Origin of the sequence: Serratia sp. CY40230 (assembly GCF_052168835.1) — a bacterium.
GTDB classification, from domain to species: domain Bacteria; phylum Pseudomonadota; class Gammaproteobacteria; order Enterobacterales; family Enterobacteriaceae; genus Serratia; species Serratia nematodiphila.
The window spans coordinates 389447-406114 of sequence record NZ_JBJNLX010000003.1 but is presented as its reverse complement, the minus strand read 5'-3'; the positions used below and the strand labels follow the sequence as shown (position 1 = coordinate 406114).

The window sequence follows — 16668 nt, the reverse complement described above, 5'->3', positions numbered from 1 at the left end:
GGCCCCTGCTACACATGGCGGTTAAAGCCGCCGGAAACGTCCAGCGCCGCGCCGGTGGTAAAGGAAGCCAGCGGCGAAGCGAGGAACAGCAGCGCTTGCGCCGGCTCCTGCGGCTTGCCGAGGCGTTTCATCGGGATGCCGCGGCGTTCGGCGATCGCCGCCGTCCACTGCTCCCAGCTTTGATCTTTATCGCTGCGATCGTCGAAACGGCGGCGCCACTGGCCCGACTCCACCATCCCCAGCAAGATCGAGTTAACGCGAATGCCTTTGCCCACCAGCTCTTTCGACAGCGTCAGCGTCATGTTGAGCAGCGCGGCACGCGCCGCCGAGGTGGCGATCATGTGCTCTTCCGGCTGCAGCGCCAGCAGTGAGTTGACGCAGGTGATAGACGCGATCGCCGATCGTTCCAGCGCCGGTAAGAACGCCTGCACCGGGTTGATCACGCCGAACAGCTTCAGCTCGGCCTCATGCAGCCAGGCCTCGCGCGGCGTCTGGTCAAAATGGGCGACGAAGCCCTGACCGGCGTTGTTGATCAGCAGATCCACGCCGCCGAAATGCGCCGTCACTTGAGCGGCGAACTGCGCCACCTGCTGCGCGTCCAGTACGTCACAGCGCAGCGCCAGGATATCCGCCTGCGGGAAGTCCGCGCGCAGGCTGGCTGCTGCGCCGGCCAGTTTGTCCGGATCGCGGCCGCAGAACGCCACTTTCGCCCCTTCGGCCAGCAGCAGCTTCAGGGTTTCGAAACCGATGCCCGACGAGCCGCCGGTCACCACCGCCACCCGATCCTCAAGCTGAAAATTCATCGTTGGATTGCTCCCGTAAAGTCCCGCAGATAGCGGTTGAAACACGCCGGCGCATCGAGGTAGCTGGCATGACCGGCGGCGGCGATCAGACGCAGCGCCGCGTCCTGTTCACCCGCCAGCTCGGCCGCCTTCTCCGGTGGCGTAATGCGATCCTGTTCGCCGCACCACACCTCCAGCGGGCCGCGATAGCGCGCCAGATAGCGACCGATATCATCGTTGGCCAGCATCCAGGCGGCACTCAGAAAACCGTCGGGATCGAGCTGCTGCATGCCGTTGCGCACCCAGGCGATATCCTGCGGATCCGCCCCTTCACGCAGCAAGGCCGCCGCCCGCTGCTCGCCGTAGCCCACCGGCCCCAGCGTCTCTATCATCTGCTGGCGCTGGCCGTACACCTGCCGACGCTTTTCCTCCGGCGCCGTGGCATAGCCCTGCGCCGGATCCGCCAACACCAGCCCGCACAGCCCATCCGGATAGCCGGCGGCATAGGCGCTACCGATCAGCGCCCCCAGCGAATGGCCGACGATCAGCGGCTGCACCAGCTGCAGCTCATCAATCAGCGCCGCCAACGCCGCCGCATAACCGGCTGCATCGGCCTGCGGATCCGCCAACGGCAGGCTGCCGCCGTAGCCCGGCGCGTCCCATGCCAACAGACGGTGGCCGTCCGTCAGGCCGTTATCGTTGAACTGCTTGATCCACGAGGCGGATCCGGAGCTGATGCCATGCAGCAACACCACCGGCCGCCCCTGCCCGGCCTCGCGCCAGCTCAGGGTGTACGCCCCGCAGCGCGCCCGTTGGCGTTGCGCCAGGCCGTTCATCAGTTGCGCTTCACTTTGGACAGCGGGTGATCCGCCGGATAGGTCGGGATCTCCGGCTTAGCGGTGCCGAGCATCACGCACATCAGCGCCTCTTCCTCGCCGTGGTTGAACAGGCCGCGATACACCCCCGCCGGCACCGAGATCAGATCGCGCTCTTTCAGCCGGGTTTCGTAATACTCTTCGCCATCCTGAATCATCAGCGTGATGCTGCCTTTCAGCATGAAGAACACTTCTTCCACGTCGTCATGCAGGTGCAGCGGGCCCTCGCACTTCGAAGGCAACACCATGGTGGAGAAGGTGAAGTTGCCTGCCGGAATGGTGTTGGCATCGCTGGCCACGCCGGTGGCGCCGGTGCCGATGTAGCGCATCTGCGCACGGCGGTATTTCGGGTCGAAGTCGGCCTGGAATTTCAGCGCGTTCCAGTCATATTTGCGGCCCTCGAAACGGGCGATGCGCGACTCCACCCAGTTTTCCATCGACAGATCCTGCGGCTTGACGCCGGCTTTGTTCTCAACCTGAGACATGTTGTCACTCCTCTGTTGAATCGATTGATTAATCAGTACTTTCTCAGCAACGGCAGCAGAATGAGGCAGCCGACGAAAGCCATCACCACCAGGAACAGCAGGCCGTTATCCATATTGCCGGTGGCGGCGATCAGCGCCCCCATCAGCACCGGCGCCAGCGCACCGGCAAAATTGCCCAACCCGTTGAAGATGCCGCCGGCGGTGGCGCTCACCTTGCTGCTGGTGGCCTTCGCCAACAGCGCGAAAATATTCGGCGCGCCGGCGCCCCACATAAAGGTGCTGAAGGCCATGGCGGCGATCACGCTGTAGGTGCCCTGCAGGTGCAACACCACCGCCAGACCGAGGCCGGCACCGCACAGCGACAGGAAGCAGGCCAGCGCGCGGCGATCCAGCTTGTCCGACAGCCAGGCGCCCAGCACTTCGCCGAGCAGCATGGCGATGAACGGCAGCGAAGAGAGGTAACCGGCATGTTCCAGATGAATGCCTTTGCCCTTGATCAGATAGCTCGGCAGCCAGCCGTTCATGCCCCACAGGTAGGTCAGGAAGGCGATGTTGAACAGGCAAATCATCCAGAAATGCGGGCTGCGCAGCAGCTCGCGGCGATGCTGTTTGCGTTCGGACACCGCCGGCTTGGCCGCCGCCGCCGGACGCGCGACGTTCAGGTGGCGCATGCCGAACAGCACCAGCAACATCACCGGCAGCGTCAGAAACGCCATAAAGAAGAAGGTGGCCTGCCAGTCGAAGGTATTGAGGATGTACAGGGTGACCGGGAAGCCGAGCGCGGCCCCCAGCGGCGTGCCGAGCAACCACAGCATGGTGGCGCGCGCCTGCAGCTGCGGCGGGAAAGCCTGACGAATAATGGCGTAGGCCATCGGCAACAGCGGCCCTTCGGCGATGCCGAGCAGGATGCGCAGCGTCATCATGGCGTGATAAGAACGCACCAGCCCCATCAACACCATCAGCACGCCCCACACCACCATCATGCCAATCAATACCTTGACCGGATTAAGCCGATCGCCGATGCCGCTGAGCAGCATGGAGGAAATGCCGTAGGAGAACAAAAACGCGCTCATCAGCAAGCCCAGCCGCGCCGGGTCAAAACCGATGCCCAACGCCTGCTGAAACTCGGCGTCGGAAAACAGCGCCGCGATGCTGATCTTGTCGAAAAACGCCAGCAGCACGCAGGCAAACAGCGCGATCGGCACCGACCAGCGCACCCGCTGCTGCGGATTTTCGGCAACGGTTTCCCCCGCCCGTCCAGCGCGGGCGTCAATGTCTTGCGTAGTCATAAAACGCTCCCGAGGTTCGGGCGTTATTTCAACGCCATCAAAGAAAACTCCGCATCCGCCAGTTGCTGCGGATCCAGCACCCGGCCACTCGCCAACCAACGCTTGCCGAGCTTGATGGTGCGCGCGTCGTTGAACGCCACCATCTGCACCAGCTGCCGATCGGCGTTCAACGTGAAGAACACCTGCGACTGCGGCGTGCGGCGCACCACATGGTGCACACCGCCGCTCGGCACGCCGAGGATCTGGATATTGACGTCATATTGATCCGACCACAGCCAGGCCACGTCGTCATACGGGGCGGCGAAGGCGTCGAGCATCGCGCAGGCGGTGCTGATGGCCTGATTTTGCGCGTAGGCCCAGGACTGCAGGCACAGGCCAAGCGTCGGGTGACGCGCCACATCGCCCGCGGCGAAGATCGCCGGATGGCTGGTGCGCCCCTGGCCGTCGACCACAATGCCGGACTCGATCGCCAGCCCGGCGCTGCGCGCCAGTTCGAGATTCAGCTCGACGCCGATCCCCACCACTACCAGATCGAAGGCTTGCGGATCGCTGACTTCGCTGCCGATCCAGGCGGCGCCGTCGCGATCTTCCAGCGAGATCTCACCGCAGCCGCACAGCACCGTGACGCCCTGCCGGCGATGCAGTTCGAGCAACGCCTGTGAGACATCGGCGCCGACGCTGCGCATGCACAGCGCGGGTTGGCGTTCAAACACCGTCACCTCGGCGCCGAGACGCCGCGCGGAAGCGGCGATCTCCAGCCCGATCCAACCGCCGCCGACGATCGCCAGGCGACGGCAGCCCTGCAGCCCCTGCCGCAACCGGACCGCATCGTCCCAGGAACGCAGCGTCATCACGCGCGGGTGCTGCGCCCAGGCGGCGCTCGGCAAACGCGGCCGCCCGCCGGTGGCGATCAGCAACTGCTCGAACTGCAGCCGCTGCCCGTCGCTGAGCGTAATGATTTGCTGTTCAGCGTCGATGGACTCGGCGCGCAGCGGGCGGCGCCAGTCGATATTCAGCTCCGCCACCGTCTGTTCGCTGAACAGCCGGCTGAGGGGCGCCGCGGCATCCAGCAGCACCGCTTTCGACAGCGGCGGCCGCTCGTAAAAATCGTAGGGTTCGTCGCTGACAACCGTCAGCCGGCCGCTGTAACCCCGGTCGCGCAGCGTCTTGGCCGCCCAACCGCCGGCCTGGCCGCCGCCGACGATGACGATGCCTGCCTGCTCCGGCCGGTTCATAACGCCTCCGCCTTTTTATGCTGGCGGCGCGTGTCGTGATCGATGCCGCCCTCTACCGCCCATTCGGTGAAGGAGACCAGCGAATGTTCCAGCTCGCGCGGCTGCCAGTTTTCCGTCAGATAATCGTCGTTGGTGTAGTACTCGAACGCGCCGCCGGTCGGGCTGTTGACGTACCAGAAATAGGCCGAGGAGATCGGGTGACGGCCGGGGCCGATAAAGGTGCTCCACTGCTCTTTGTTCATGGCAATGCCGCCGCCGATCACTTCGTGGATATCGCGCACGGTGAACGCCACGTGGTTCAGGCCGCGTGGGCGGTTCGGCAGCTTCAGCAGGAACAGGTTATGGTGGCCGCCGCGCGGCTGGGTGCGCAGGAAGACGGCGCGATCGATATAGCGATCGGAAACCTGGAAATCCAACAGCTCGCGGTAGAAACGCTCGGTCGCCGCCAGATCTTCAACGAAGAACACCACGTGGCCAATGTTGATCGGCTGCGCCTGCGAATAGACCGGGCTGGGTTGATCGATGCGGCGCACGTCGCCCCATTGGTTGATCGGCGTGACCGGCACCTCGACCGCCTGCTGGCGGCTGACGACGAAGCGCAGCGTCATGCCGTTGGGATCGAGGCACTCCAGCTCTTCTCCCACCTGGCGGAAGCCGGGCATCAGCGCCAAACGCGGCTGCAGGCGCGCCAGATCCGCGGGCGAGGCCACGCCCCAGGTCATGCGGCGCAGGGTGGAACCGCCTTCAAACGCCGCAGGCAGCGCCGCGCTTTGCAGCGGATGCAGGACAACCCGCGCCCCGCTCAGGGTAGTGAATTCGCGCAGCGCTTCGCCCCAATGTTGCGTGGCGGGCTGCAGGCCGAAGTCTTGCATGAATTTTTCGCAGGTTGGCAGATCTTCGACGCCAAATTCCAGTTTTTCGATTCCGATTACGCTCATTGTTCAGCCTCACGTTCTCGCTGCATACGGTTTTCAGGCATGAGTGAACCCCGGCCCCTGTTTGCTACGGGCCTTGTCCCTGCCTGAGTAAAAGAGTCGGTCCTGTCGGTTAGCCGACGTTGGCCTGCGGCGGCGCGCCGAGGAAGCCGGAAATTTTCTCCGCCGCGTCGCGCACTTCCATGCGCAGCCGCTCGCGATCCGCTTTCGGGATCTCATCGGACGGCACCATGATGCTGACCACCGCCTCGACCCGCTGCTCGCGGTTGAAGATCGGGTAGACGATCGAGGAGATGCCGTGGCGGAAGAACGATTCGCCGATCACATAGCCGCGCGCCTTGTCTTGCTGCACCATCTGCCACAGCGTTTCGCGATCCGCCGGGGTGCCCGGCGCATTACCCGGCAGCTGCGCGTCTGGATACAGTTGTTCGAACTCGCTGCGAGTCGCGCTGGTCAACAACATGCGGCCGAGCGAGGTTTGGTGCACCGGCAAGCGGGTGCCGACGCTGACCTGATTGATCTGCGAACCGGCGGCGCTGACGCGGGCGATATAGATCACGTCACGCCCGTCGCGGATCGCCAGATGGCTGCTGCACTGGCTGCGATCGCGCAACTGCTCGATCACCGGCTGGCCGGCCTGCGCCACGTCCAGCGACGCGATATATTCGAAGCCGAGACGCAGCACCTTGATGCCGAGCGCAAAGGTGTTGGTGCGCGGATTGCGCTCCAGAAAGCCCAGGTGTTCGAGCGTCTGCACCACGCGATAAGCGGTGGCCTTCGGCATATCGACCAGGCGATGCAACTCGGCGAAGGTCATCTCCTTATGCTGCTCGCCAAACGCCAGCAGCAACTGCAACCCGCGATCCAGCCCCGGGATCAGATATTTACATGCTTGCTCGTCCGCCATCTCTCGCTCCTGCGCTGTGCGCCTGCCCTGCGGGCCGTCAGTTGAATACGAAGCCGCCGTTGACCGGCAGCAGTTGACCGGTGACGAAATCCGCCAGCGGCGACAGCAGATAAAGCACCGTACCGTTCACATCGTCCGGGTGCTGCGCCCCGGCCAACGCGCGCCCCTGCTCGTACAGCTGGTGGCGCTCGGCGGGGACATACTCGGTAGCTTCCACCCGCGTCAGGCCCGGCGCGATGGCGTTGACGCAGATGCCCTGCGGACCCAGCTCACGCGCCATCGATCGGGTCATCGCGATCAGCGCGCCTTTACTGGCAACATAGGCCATCAGGCGCGGCGCGCCCCACAGCGCGGTGTCCGACGCCACGTTGACGATCTTGGCGTGCGGGTTGCGCGCCAGCAGCGGCACCGCCGCCTGGCTTACCAACCAGGTGCCGCGCACGTTGACCTGCATTACCCGATCCCACAGATCGATGTCGTATTCCATCATGGTTTTACCGCCGACGCCGGTCGCCAGCGCCGCGTTGTTCACCAGCCCGTCGATCCCGCCGCCTGCGGCGATCTTTTCGAACGCCGAACGGATCGAATCCGGTGAGGCCAGATCGATGATTTGCGTTTCTACCTGAGCGCCCTGCTCGCGCAGCGCGGCGCCGCTCGCCGCCAGCTCATCCGCCAAAATGTCGCACATCACCACCTGCGCGCCGGCAGCGGCGATGGCGGCGGCGAAGCTGTAGCCCAGGCCGCGCGCCGCGCCGGTGACCACGATGCGTTTACCGTTCAGCAGGCCGTTCACTGCGCCGCCTCCCGCTCGCGCAGCGTCGCCAGCTGTTTTTGCGCCTCTTTCTGCATCAGGCGGCGCAGACGAGAAAGACCGACGTCGTGCTGGTACAGATATTCGCGGCCGCGGGCGTTAGGCGCCATGTTCTCAAGCACGATGCGATCCTGCTCGAGCACGTCCCAATGCAACGATTCCAGACGATTGCGGTACATGAAGCGCCACATGTCGCGCTGCCAGTCCTTGACCTTACGGATGCGCCAGAAGAATACCCGGCAGTGATCCTTGTCCTCCGGCACCACCATGCCGATGATCCAGAAGTGACCGCCCGGCCCGAAGCGCTTCTTGTACGGGATCGACAGGCGCATCCAATACGCGCCGCTGTTGCCGAATTCCACCCAGTCGAAGTTGACGCCGATCTGGCCGTTTTTCTTGAAGATGAAGCCGCTGTCGGTCGGCTCCAGCGCCATGTCCGCCTTGCGATCCCCTTCCGCCATCGAGTGTGAAGAGGAGTGCAGGTAGGTGCCGTGCATCGGATCCATCACGTTTTCCAGGGCGTACTGGTAGTTGCAGTTCCAGCTGGCGGTGCACAGAAAATGACTGTACGACGCTTCGTCCGCCAGCTCTTGCGGGAAAGTCAGCTCCGCCGGCGCTTCATCCGCCGTCACGCCGAAATAGAGGAACACCGCGCCATAGGCTTCTTTGACCGGGTAAGATCGCAGGCATTTTTGCCCCACCAGCGGGCAGCGATCCACCGCCGGCACGTCTTTCACCGTCCCGTCGCCGCCGACTTCCACCCCGTGATACCAACAGGCGATGCGATCGCCGAGGTTCCACCCCATGGAAAGCCGCGCGCCACGGTGCGGGCAGCGGTCTTCCAGCGCATGGATCTGGCCTTCACCGTCGCGCCACACCACGATTTGCTGCCCCAGGCGGGTGATGCCGACCGGGTTGTTGCCCACTTCCCAGCTGGCCAGCACCGGATACCACATGCCGCGCAGCCCCTGGTCAAGATAGTCCTGCAAGCTCTGTTCGGAGGATGTTGTGTTTGCTGTCATTGTCTTCTCCCGGGTGTCGCTCAGAAACCGTTAACGTGAAGGAATTCGCGGAACGTCGCCTCATTCCACGGCTGGCCGCTGCGATCGAACAGACGACGCTGATTCAACGCGCTGACGATCTGCTCCAGCTCTTCCGCCCCCTGATCGAAGATCGTTTCCAGCGCCGCCACCAGGGCAGTTTCGAAGCCGTCCGGCACCCGGGCGCGGTTTTGCCAGATGACATTGCGGAACTGGCCCGGCTGATGGATTTGACCGTTGCCGCCTTCGCGGGCCGGCGTCACCTGTTGGGTGTCCGGCAGCCAGGGATTGAAATCGGTGATGTGCTGCATGATTACTCCTCCGCGATAAAGGTGATCTGGATTTGGTTGTCGACCACCCGGGTGGGATAGGTTTGCAGATCGCGGCCGCCCGGCTCGCGCAGGCACTGGCCGGTACGCACGTCAAACAGCGCTTCGTGCAGCGGGCACTCAACCTTGCCGTCGTCTACAAACCCCTGGCTGAGCAAGGCATAAGCATGCGGGCAGACGTCTTCCAGCGCGTAGTAGTTACCGTCGAGCAGGTACACCCCGATCTCCTTTCCTTCCACTTTGCCGGAGAAAGGAAAATCTTCTTTCACCTGAGACACTTCGCACACATTCTTCCAGCTCATTGCTTTTATCCTCTATCTGATTGTTTCATATATGAAACTCAGTTTCTTATTTAATACAGCCACTATAAGTCTGGCGAAACTTTCGTCAAGCGAGCGGAACGGCAAATGTTAATGAAAGGTTGTTTAAAAATGACAAATGCGGGAAAGATCACGAAATCATGCACCGATATGAAAAACCTATGTCAGTTGTGCGCTCCCTCGCTAATTTATGGCAAAAAATGCGTTGATCCCGGCGGCGCATTGCGCGTAAAAGTGTTTTCTCGCTGTCTTTTACACCCTATTTGATAACAATAAATTTACATCAATCAGCCCCATCCCCGCGTTTGCGCCAAATGGCATCCCCGGGTGAGTTTACTGCTGCCTGAATTCGTCAACCGCTCGCACTGAGGAACGCGCCGTGCAACAACGTCAACGCTGGTTTGGGGTGATCGCCCTGCTGTTTCTGATCGTTATCGCCTATGCGGATCGAGTTAATATCGCCGTGATGTTGGTCAATCCCGACTTCCTGCAACACTTTCAACTCGGCGGTGACCGCGCCCATCAGGGCACGCTGATGACGGTGTTTTTACTCGGTTACGGCCTGTCCGCCATGTTGCTGACGCCGTTTCTGGAAACGCTGATGGGTTACCGCCGCGCGCTGACGCTGAGCGTCGTGCTGTGGGCGCTGCTCACCGCCGCGTCGCCGCTGGCGGGATCGCTACTGTTGCTGTGCGCGGTGCGCGCGCTGCTTGGCGTCAGCGAAGGGCCGCTGTTCTCGCTGAAAACCATGTACATCAGCGATCATTTCGCCGCCGACGAGCGCGGCAAACCCAACGCGGTCAGCGCGCTGGGCGTCTCGTTGGGGCTGGTGATCGGCTTTCCGCTGGTGAGTTTTCTGATGGCGCACTTCGGCTGGGCGATGTCGTTTCACCTGCTGGCGCTGCTCAACCTGCTGCTGGGCCTGGCGCTGGTGCGGTTGTTCGTTCATCCGCTCGCCTTATCTTCATCTTCACGCCCTGCCGATCCGCAACCGGTGCTAAGCCGCGTCTGGCACACCTTTGCGCTGGCCTGGCGCACGCCGATGCTCGGCTGGATCCTGCTGATCGAGATCGCCACGCTCAGCTACCTGTGGGGCTCCAGCGCCTGGCTGCCGGCTTACCTGACCGATGAAAAGGGATTCTCCATCAAGCAAATGGGCTGGATGGCCGCGCTGCCTTTCATCGTCAGCATCGCCTCCAAATACCTCGGCGGCGCGTTGCTCGATCGCATCCGTCCTTATCAGGCGCCGCTGATCTTCGTCTTTGGCGGCGCGGCGACCGCACTGTGCATCTATGGCGTAATGAATAGCCATCAGCTTGGCTGGATCGCCTTCTTCCTGCTGGCGGCCAACGCCTGTTGGGGCGCGCAGGGCGCGGCGATCCCCACGCTGCTGCAGCATTATGCGCGGCCGGAGGCGGTCGGCAGCGCCTATGGGCTGATTAACGGCATCGGCAATCTATTCTCGGCGTTCGTGCCGATGGCGATGGGCATGGTGATGGCCAGCCAGGGCAAGGTGTCTTCAGGCTTTGCGGTGCTGATTGCCTCACAGCTGCTGACGCTGCTGGCGGGCGGCGCGCTGTTTAGCCGTATGTTGCTGGCGCGACAGGTTAAACGGGCATAAACCCGTTTCTCTCTCCTCTGTGGCGAGAAACCGAATGCTGTGAGTGGGTGCTCAGGGATCTGGACGCCATCAACCAGCAGACGGGGGACATCCCCCGTCGCCGGGTTGCCTTACCGTTCGGATTCGTAAGCCAAAATGGCCGCAACCTCCGTAGTGCCCGATCGGATACGCAACTCGCACAGCGTGCTGCGGGTTATCCATGCCAGTGATATTACCGTGGCACAAATAACCACCAGTTTTAACAGGCTCCGTTTGTTCGGCATCATGCCTTCTTCTCCTTGCCTCGCGGCGGGTAAGAGGCTAACTTAACGTTGCTGGCGTTAGAGTAGGCCTCGGGTTGATGAATATCGACTCGGGGCTTTTCTCTTTGTACCTTTCACGCAGGCTCCAGATACAAAGATCCAGAGCACCCGCGCGCAGTATATTCATCCTCCCCGTTATCCCGGTTCCTTTTTACTGACTCCGTTTCATTTCTGCGCAAAATTGCGCAAAGGCGTTGCAACAGACTGAAAATCGCCGCGCGGATGGCGACAAACGAAATAAAAAAAGCGGCCCCAATTCGATGGGAGCCGCTTTTTCAGCGAGGCGTGGCCTGTCGTCAGGCGTGTTTCTTGGCCGCCTGCAGGTACAGCATCTCCAGGCCCAGGGTCGCCGCGGCCAGCGCGGTGATCTCGGACTGGTCATAAGCCGGCGCCACTTCCACTACGTCCATGCCGACGATGTTCAGCGACTGCATGCCGCGCACCAGTTTCAGCGCGCGATCGGAGGTCAGGCCGCCGATCACCGGCGTGCCGGTGCCCGGTGCGAACGCCGGATCCAGACAGTCGATGTCGAAGGTCAGGTACACCGGCATATCGCCGACGATGCCTTTGATCTGCGTCAGCAGGTCGTCCACGCTGCGATCGTTCACCTGCGCGGCGTCCAGTACGGTAAAGCCGTTGTCATGATCGAACTCGGTGCGAATGCCGATCTGCACCGAGTGATGTGGATCGATCAGGCCTTCGTTCGGCGCATGATAGAACATGGTGCCGTGGTCGAACTTGCTGCCGTTGGCGTAGGTATCGGTATGGGCATCGAAGTGCACCAGCGCCAGCTTGCCGAAATGCTTGGCGTGCGCGCGCAGCAGCGGCAGGGTGACGAAATGGTCGCCGCCGAACGAGAGCATGCGCTTACCTGCCTTCAGCAGTTTCTCCGCGTGCGCCTGCAGCTTGTCGCTCATGTCCTGCGCATCGCCGAAGTTGAACACGATGTCGCCGCAGTCAACCACATTCAGGCGATCGCGCAGATCGAAGCTCCACGGCCAACGATTGCCTTCCCAGGCCAGGTTGGTGGACACCTGACGGATGGCCGCCGGGCCATGACGGCCGCCGGCGCGGCCGGAGGTCGCCATGTCAAACGGAATGCCGGTGATGACCCACTCTGCATCGCTGTCGTAAGGCATGAAGTTCAGCGGAAAGCGCAGGAAACCAAAGGCGTTGGACACTAATGAATTATCGGACTGATGGCCTAAGGTGCTCATAGTAAACCCTCGTAGTTCAACAAGTTGCCGGGCGCAGACGCCGGGCCGTGACAAAAAAAAATCCCTCCCGCGTCGTTAGCCCGACGAGAAAGGGATTTATTCGATGTGTGTTTCGGTGCTACCGATACGGCAGATTATGGCCGCATTTTGCTCATGCTTCAAGGGGGCCGACATCGCCCCCCTGAAGAGGGCGGTTACTCGTCTTCCAGATACGTGTAACCGTACAGGCCGGCTTCAAACTCTTCCAGGAACTGCGCCTGCAGCTCGCTGTCCAGATCGGTTTCTTTGACCTGATCGCGGAATTTGGACAGCAGCGCGCTCGGATCGAGCTGCACGTACTCCAGCATGTCCGCCACGGTGTCGCCCTCGTCGGACAATTCGGTCTCGACGCTGCCGTCCGGGAACACGTACACGTCAACCGAGGCGGTGTCGCCGAACAGGTTGTGCATGTTGCCGAGGATCTCCTGATACGCACCGACCATGAAGAAGCCCAGCGCCGGCGGGTTCTCCGGATCGTACGGCGGCATCGGCATGGTGGTCGCCACGCCGTCGCCGTCGACGTAATGGTCGATGGTGCCGTCGGAGTCGCAGGTGATGTCGAGCAGCACCGCACGGCCTTCCGGCGGCTTATCCAGCCCTTCCAGCGGCAGCACCGGGAACAGTTGGTCGATGCCCCAGGCATCCGGCATCGACTGGAACAGCGAGAAGTTGACGTAGAACTTGTCCGCCATGCGCTCTTGCAATTCGTCGATGATCGGGCGGTGCGCGCGGTTGCTCGGATCGAGCTGCTGCTGGATCTTGTTGCAGATGTTCAGATACAGCTGCTCGGCCCAGGCGCGCTTGGTCAGGTCCAGCATGCCGTGCGCATATTGGGTATGCACGTCGTGCAGATCCATCTGGCTGTCGTGCAGCCATTCACGCAGCGAGCGGCGGTTCTCCGGCTCGTTCATTTCCAACCAGGTTTCCCACATGCTTTCCAGCGCGCGCGGCGCGTCGGCTTCCGGCGGCTGCGGTTCGCTGAATTCGTTGCGCTCTACGCCGATCACATTGGAGACCAGCACCGTGTGGTGCGCGGTCACGGCGCGGCCGGACTCGGTGATCACCGTCGGGTGCGGCAGGCCGTGTTCGTTACAGGCGTCGCCGATGCCCCAAATCACGTTGTTGGCGTATTCGTTCAGGCCGTAGTTGACCGAGCAATCGGACTGCGAGCGGGTGCCTTCGTAGTCGACGCCCAAACCGCCGCCCACGTCGAAGCACTGAATGTTGACGCCCAGCTTGTGCAGCTCAACGTAGAAGCGCGCCGATTCGCGCACGCCGGTGGCGATATCGCGAATGTTGGCCAGCTGCGAGCCCAGGTGGAAGTGCAGCAACTGCAGGCTGTCGAGACGGCCCGCTTCGCGCAGGGTCTCCACCAGCTTCAGCACCTGCACCGCCGCCAGACCGAATTTGGACTTTTCGCCGCCGCTCGACTGCCATTTGCCGGAGCCTTGCGACGCCAGACGCGCACGCACGCCCAGGCGCGGTATGACGTTCAAGCGTTCGGCTTCTTCCAGCACCAGGTTGATCTCGGACATCTTTTCGATCACCAGGTACACCTTGTGCCCCAGTTTTTCCCCGATCAGCGCCAGGCGAATGTATTCACGATCTTTATAACCGTTACAGACGATCACCGAGCGGGTCATGCCGGCATGCGCCAGCACCGCCATCAGCTCGGCCTTGGAGCCGGCTTCCAGCCCCAGCGGTTCGCCGGAATTCACCAGCGATTCAATCACGCGGCGATGTTGGTTCACCTTGATCGGATACACCAGGAAATAGCCGCCCTGGTAACCGAAGGACTCGCGCGCGCGTTTGAACGCGGCGTTGATCGAACGCAGGCGATGCTGAAGGATCTGCGGGAAGCAGAACAGCGCCGGCAGACGTTGGCCGTCTTGCTGGCGCGTTTTCACCAGTTCTGCCAGATCGACGCGCGCCTGCGGGACATCCGGATCCGGGCACACGCTGATATGGCCCAGCTCGTTGACGTCATAGTAATTGTTGCCCCAGTAGGCGACGTTATAAGTACGCAGCATCTTGCTGGCATTACGATCATTCATGGCAACCTCCTGCATGGAGCGCAAAGATAAAGACTCGCCCGCAACTGGCGGACGGTGAATCAACAGATCATCAGACATGGTTCGCCTCACATTCCGTACTGACGAAACCGCCAGCCACTATCGCAGCTACAACCCGCGAGAACAACCCAACAAGCCGCGCCGGCGGCAGCGAAGAGAACTGCCGTTCGCGGTCAGCGATCGGTTTATCACTCATATAATTGTAAGACACCCTGTTCAAACCTCGTGAATCGGGCCAAGAAACATCCCACAGGAAGGCTGCAGGCTACCCTTGTTCAGTTCTTCAGACGACCGTTAGCCGGCCCGAGAATCCTGAGTAGCGGCCAAGTGTTTATCGCACCTGGTAAGTGACAGAGAGACAAGACGGGAAATAGCAGAAGAATGTGCGCCAGAACGGCACTGCTGTTGGGAACCAACAACCGGTAGACAACGGATCATTAATCCAACCACCTCCACGCGCGCCGTTCGGAGTGAACGACCCAGCCTCTAAAATAGTGTAAGAACGTGACCGTTCGATGAAGCGGCGGCGCCACGGCGAACGCCCGCGACGGATAATAGCGCAATGCCGGCGAATGCAAAGCGGAAGTTTATCGTACCTTCCCCCACGCCAGACCGCCGTACTGTGCAGCAAATGAACCGCGCGCGCAGTTTATACCGGTAAGCAGGTGAAAAAGCAAAATGAAAATTCGCCGAAAACTGTTTCAAGCGATGAAAATGGCGCCAACCCGTTTGCGCAAAAGAGCGAAAGCGCAAAAAATTACTGGCAATCTGGCTAAACCCTGACCTAAAATAGACGTCCAGATGTTAATCCATCTATACTGGTTAACTGATAAACTGCTTAACGGCTTTGCCTGAGGGGCGTTGCAGGATGCATCTCGCGCCATCAGCGGAAGACCCTTCGCTTCGATGCCGGATCTCCAGCGCTGTGCAGTAATTTCTAACCCGTCTTATGCAAGGTAAAGAACACAATGGCTAAACACCTCTTCACGTCCGAATCCGTCTCCGAAGGACATCCAGATAAAATCGCCGACCAGATCTCCGATGCCGTCCTCGACGCCATCCTGGAACAAGATCCGAAGGCGCGCGTCGCCTGCGAAACCTACGTGAAAACCGGCATGGTCCTGGTCGGCGGTGAAATCACCACCAGCGCCTGGGTCGATATCGAAGAGATCACCCGCAAGACCGTGCGCGAGATCGGCTACGTTCATTCGGACATGGGCTTTGACGCCAACTCCTGCGCAGTATTGAGCGCTATCGGCAAGCAATCCCCGGATATCAATCAGGGCGTTGACCGTACCGATCCTCTCGAACAGGGCGCCGGCGATCAGGGCTTGATGTTTGGCTACGCCACCAACGAAACCGACGTGCTGATGCCGGCTCCGGTGACCTACGCACACCGTCTGGTGCAGCGCCAGTCCGAAGTGCGTAAAAACGGCACCCTGCCGTGGCTGCGCCCGGACGCGAAGAGCCAGGTGACCTTCCAATACGACGACGGCAAAATCGTCGGCATCGACGCCGTCGTTCTGTCCACCCAGCATTCCGAAGACATCGCGCTGAAAGATCTGCAAGAAGCGGTGATGGAAGAGATCATCAAGCCGGTACTGCCGGCGGAATGGCTGACGGCGGGCACCAAATACCACATCAACCCGACCGGCCGTTTCGTTATCGGCGGCCCGATGGGCGACTGCGGCCTGACCGGCCGTAAGATCATCGTCGACACCTACGGCGGCATGGCTCGCCACGGCGGCGGCGCCTTCTCCGGTAAGGATCCGTCCAAGGTTGACCGTTCCGCGGCTTACGCGGCGCGCTACGTGGCGAAAAACATCGTCGCCGCCGGCCTGGCCGATCGCTGCGAGATCCAGGTGTCTTACGCTATCGGCGTAGCGGAACCGACTTCCATCATGGTGGAAACCTTCGGTACCGAGAAAGTGCCAACCGAACAGCTGACGCTGCTGGTGCGCGAATTCTTCGATCTGCGCCCATACGGCCTGATCCAGATGATGGATCTGCTGCAGCCGATCTACCGCGAAACCGCCGCCTACGGCCACTTCGGCCGCGAGCACTTCCCGTGGGAAGCGACCGACAAAGCTGAGCTGCTGCGCGATGCCGCCGGCCTGAAATAAGCCCCGACATCAACATGAAAAACGGCGAGCCAAGGCTCGCCGTTTTTTTTGAGCGGATGGGTGCTCCCGGATCAACGCATCGACTGCCAGCAAGCGGAGGCACCGCCCCCGCCGCCGGGTTGCCTTACCGTTCGGATTCGTAAGCCAAAATGGCCGCAACCTCCGTAGTGCCCGATCGGATCCGCAGCTCACACAGCGAGCTGCGGGTTATCCATGCCAGTGATATTACCGTGGCACAAATAACCACCAATTTTAACAGGCTCCGTTTGTTCGGCATCATGCCTTC

At 61.6% G+C, this 16668-nt stretch carries 17 protein-coding genes; 2 read left to right on the top strand and 15 right to left on the bottom strand.

Annotated features, from left to right (window positions below; translation table 11 throughout):
* Window positions 1-8: 8 nt before the first annotated feature.
* From ACJ8IJ_RS13550 to ACJ8IJ_RS13500, 11 genes are all read right to left on the bottom strand, one after another.
* Window positions 9-803, bottom strand: a complete 795-nt coding sequence (locus ACJ8IJ_RS13550) for an SDR family oxidoreductase (RefSeq protein ID WP_004937639.1) — start codon at window positions 801-803, stop codon at window positions 9-11.
* Window positions 800-1618 (bottom strand): alpha/beta fold hydrolase, encoded by an 819-nt coding sequence (locus tag ACJ8IJ_RS13545; RefSeq protein ID WP_082997343.1) that lies wholly within the window; start codon window positions 1616-1618, stop codon window positions 800-802. Before ACJ8IJ_RS13545 ends, ACJ8IJ_RS13550 begins: the two co-directional genes overlap by 4 nt.
* Window positions 1618-2142, bottom strand: coding sequence for a cupin domain-containing protein (locus tag ACJ8IJ_RS13540; RefSeq protein ID WP_004937634.1), 525 nt, complete (start codon window positions 2140-2142; stop codon window positions 1618-1620). Before ACJ8IJ_RS13540 ends, ACJ8IJ_RS13545 begins: the two co-directional genes overlap by 1 nt.
* A 32-nt stretch (window positions 2143-2174) precedes the next feature.
* The gene (locus ACJ8IJ_RS13535) at window positions 2175-3431 is read right to left on the bottom strand and encodes an MFS transporter (protein WP_015379009.1); all 1257 of its coding nucleotides are present in this window, start codon (window positions 3429-3431) and stop codon (window positions 2175-2177) included.
* Window positions 3432-3454: 23 nt separating this feature from the next.
* Window positions 3455-4666, bottom strand: coding sequence for an NAD(P)/FAD-dependent oxidoreductase (locus tag ACJ8IJ_RS13530; RefSeq protein WP_442518677.1), 1212 nt, complete (start codon window positions 4664-4666; stop codon window positions 3455-3457).
* A complete protein-coding gene (locus ACJ8IJ_RS13525) occupies window positions 4663-5604 on the bottom strand; it encodes a VOC family protein (protein WP_442518678.1) in 942 nt (313 codons plus the stop codon). Before ACJ8IJ_RS13525 ends, ACJ8IJ_RS13530 begins: the two co-directional genes overlap by 4 nt.
* A 109-nt stretch (window positions 5605-5713) precedes the next feature.
* Window positions 5714-6508: an IclR family transcriptional regulator gene (locus tag ACJ8IJ_RS13520; RefSeq protein WP_004937625.1), complete on the bottom strand. Its 795-nt coding sequence runs from the start codon at window positions 6506-6508 to the stop codon at window positions 5714-5716.
* 37 nt (window positions 6509-6545) lie between these two features.
* Window positions 6546-7301, bottom strand: a complete 756-nt coding sequence (locus ACJ8IJ_RS13515; protein WP_442518679.1) for an SDR family oxidoreductase — start codon at window positions 7299-7301, stop codon at window positions 6546-6548.
* A complete protein-coding gene (locus ACJ8IJ_RS13510) occupies window positions 7298-8341 on the bottom strand; it encodes a Rieske 2Fe-2S domain-containing protein (RefSeq protein ID WP_442518680.1) in 1044 nt (347 codons plus the stop codon). Before ACJ8IJ_RS13510 ends, ACJ8IJ_RS13515 begins: the two co-directional genes overlap by 4 nt.
* Before the next feature lie 20 nt (window positions 8342-8361).
* Entirely contained in the window at window positions 8362-8670 is a 309-nt protein-coding gene (locus tag ACJ8IJ_RS13505; RefSeq protein ID WP_004937617.1) for a recombinase-like helix-turn-helix domain-containing protein, read from the bottom strand.
* Between the two features lie 2 nt (window positions 8671-8672).
* Window positions 8673-8990 carry a non-heme iron oxygenase ferredoxin subunit gene (locus tag ACJ8IJ_RS13500; protein WP_004937614.1) on the bottom strand — a complete coding sequence of 106 codons (318 nt, stop codon included), beginning with the start codon at window positions 8988-8990 and terminating at the stop codon, window positions 8673-8675.
* Between the two features lie 397 nt (window positions 8991-9387).
* Between ACJ8IJ_RS13500 and ACJ8IJ_RS13495 the strand changes: the two genes are divergently transcribed.
* A complete protein-coding gene (locus tag ACJ8IJ_RS13495) occupies window positions 9388-10629 on the top strand; it encodes an MFS transporter (protein ID WP_442518681.1) in 1242 nt (413 codons plus the stop codon).
* 110 nt (window positions 10630-10739) lie between these two features.
* Here the strand turns inward: ACJ8IJ_RS13495 and ACJ8IJ_RS13490 are convergent, their stop codons facing one another.
* From ACJ8IJ_RS13490 to speA, 3 genes are all read right to left on the bottom strand, one after another.
* Window positions 10740-10892: a Hok/Gef family protein gene (locus ACJ8IJ_RS13490; RefSeq protein WP_004937610.1), complete on the bottom strand. Its 153-nt coding sequence runs from the start codon at window positions 10890-10892 to the stop codon at window positions 10740-10742.
* A 335-nt stretch (window positions 10893-11227) separates the two neighbouring features.
* Complete coding sequence (gene speB, locus ACJ8IJ_RS13485) at window positions 11228-12148, bottom strand: agmatinase (protein ID WP_004937606.1); 921 nt, start codon at window positions 12146-12148, stop codon at window positions 11228-11230.
* Between the two features lie 194 nt (window positions 12149-12342).
* A complete protein-coding gene (speA, locus tag ACJ8IJ_RS13480) occupies window positions 12343-14319 on the bottom strand; it encodes a biosynthetic arginine decarboxylase (protein ID WP_004937600.1) in 1977 nt (658 codons plus the stop codon).
* 908 nt (window positions 14320-15227) lie between these two features.
* Between speA and metK the strand changes: the two genes are divergently transcribed.
* Window positions 15228-16382: a methionine adenosyltransferase gene (gene metK, locus ACJ8IJ_RS13475; RefSeq protein WP_004937596.1), complete on the top strand. Its 1155-nt coding sequence runs from the start codon at window positions 15228-15230 to the stop codon at window positions 16380-16382.
* A gap of 124 nt (window positions 16383-16506) precedes the next feature.
* Here the strand turns inward: metK and ACJ8IJ_RS13470 are convergent, their stop codons facing one another.
* The gene (locus ACJ8IJ_RS13470; RefSeq protein WP_004937594.1) at window positions 16507-16659 is read right to left on the bottom strand and encodes a Hok/Gef family protein; all 153 of its coding nucleotides are present in this window, start codon (window positions 16657-16659) and stop codon (window positions 16507-16509) included.
* Window positions 16660-16668 lie beyond the last annotated feature (9 nt).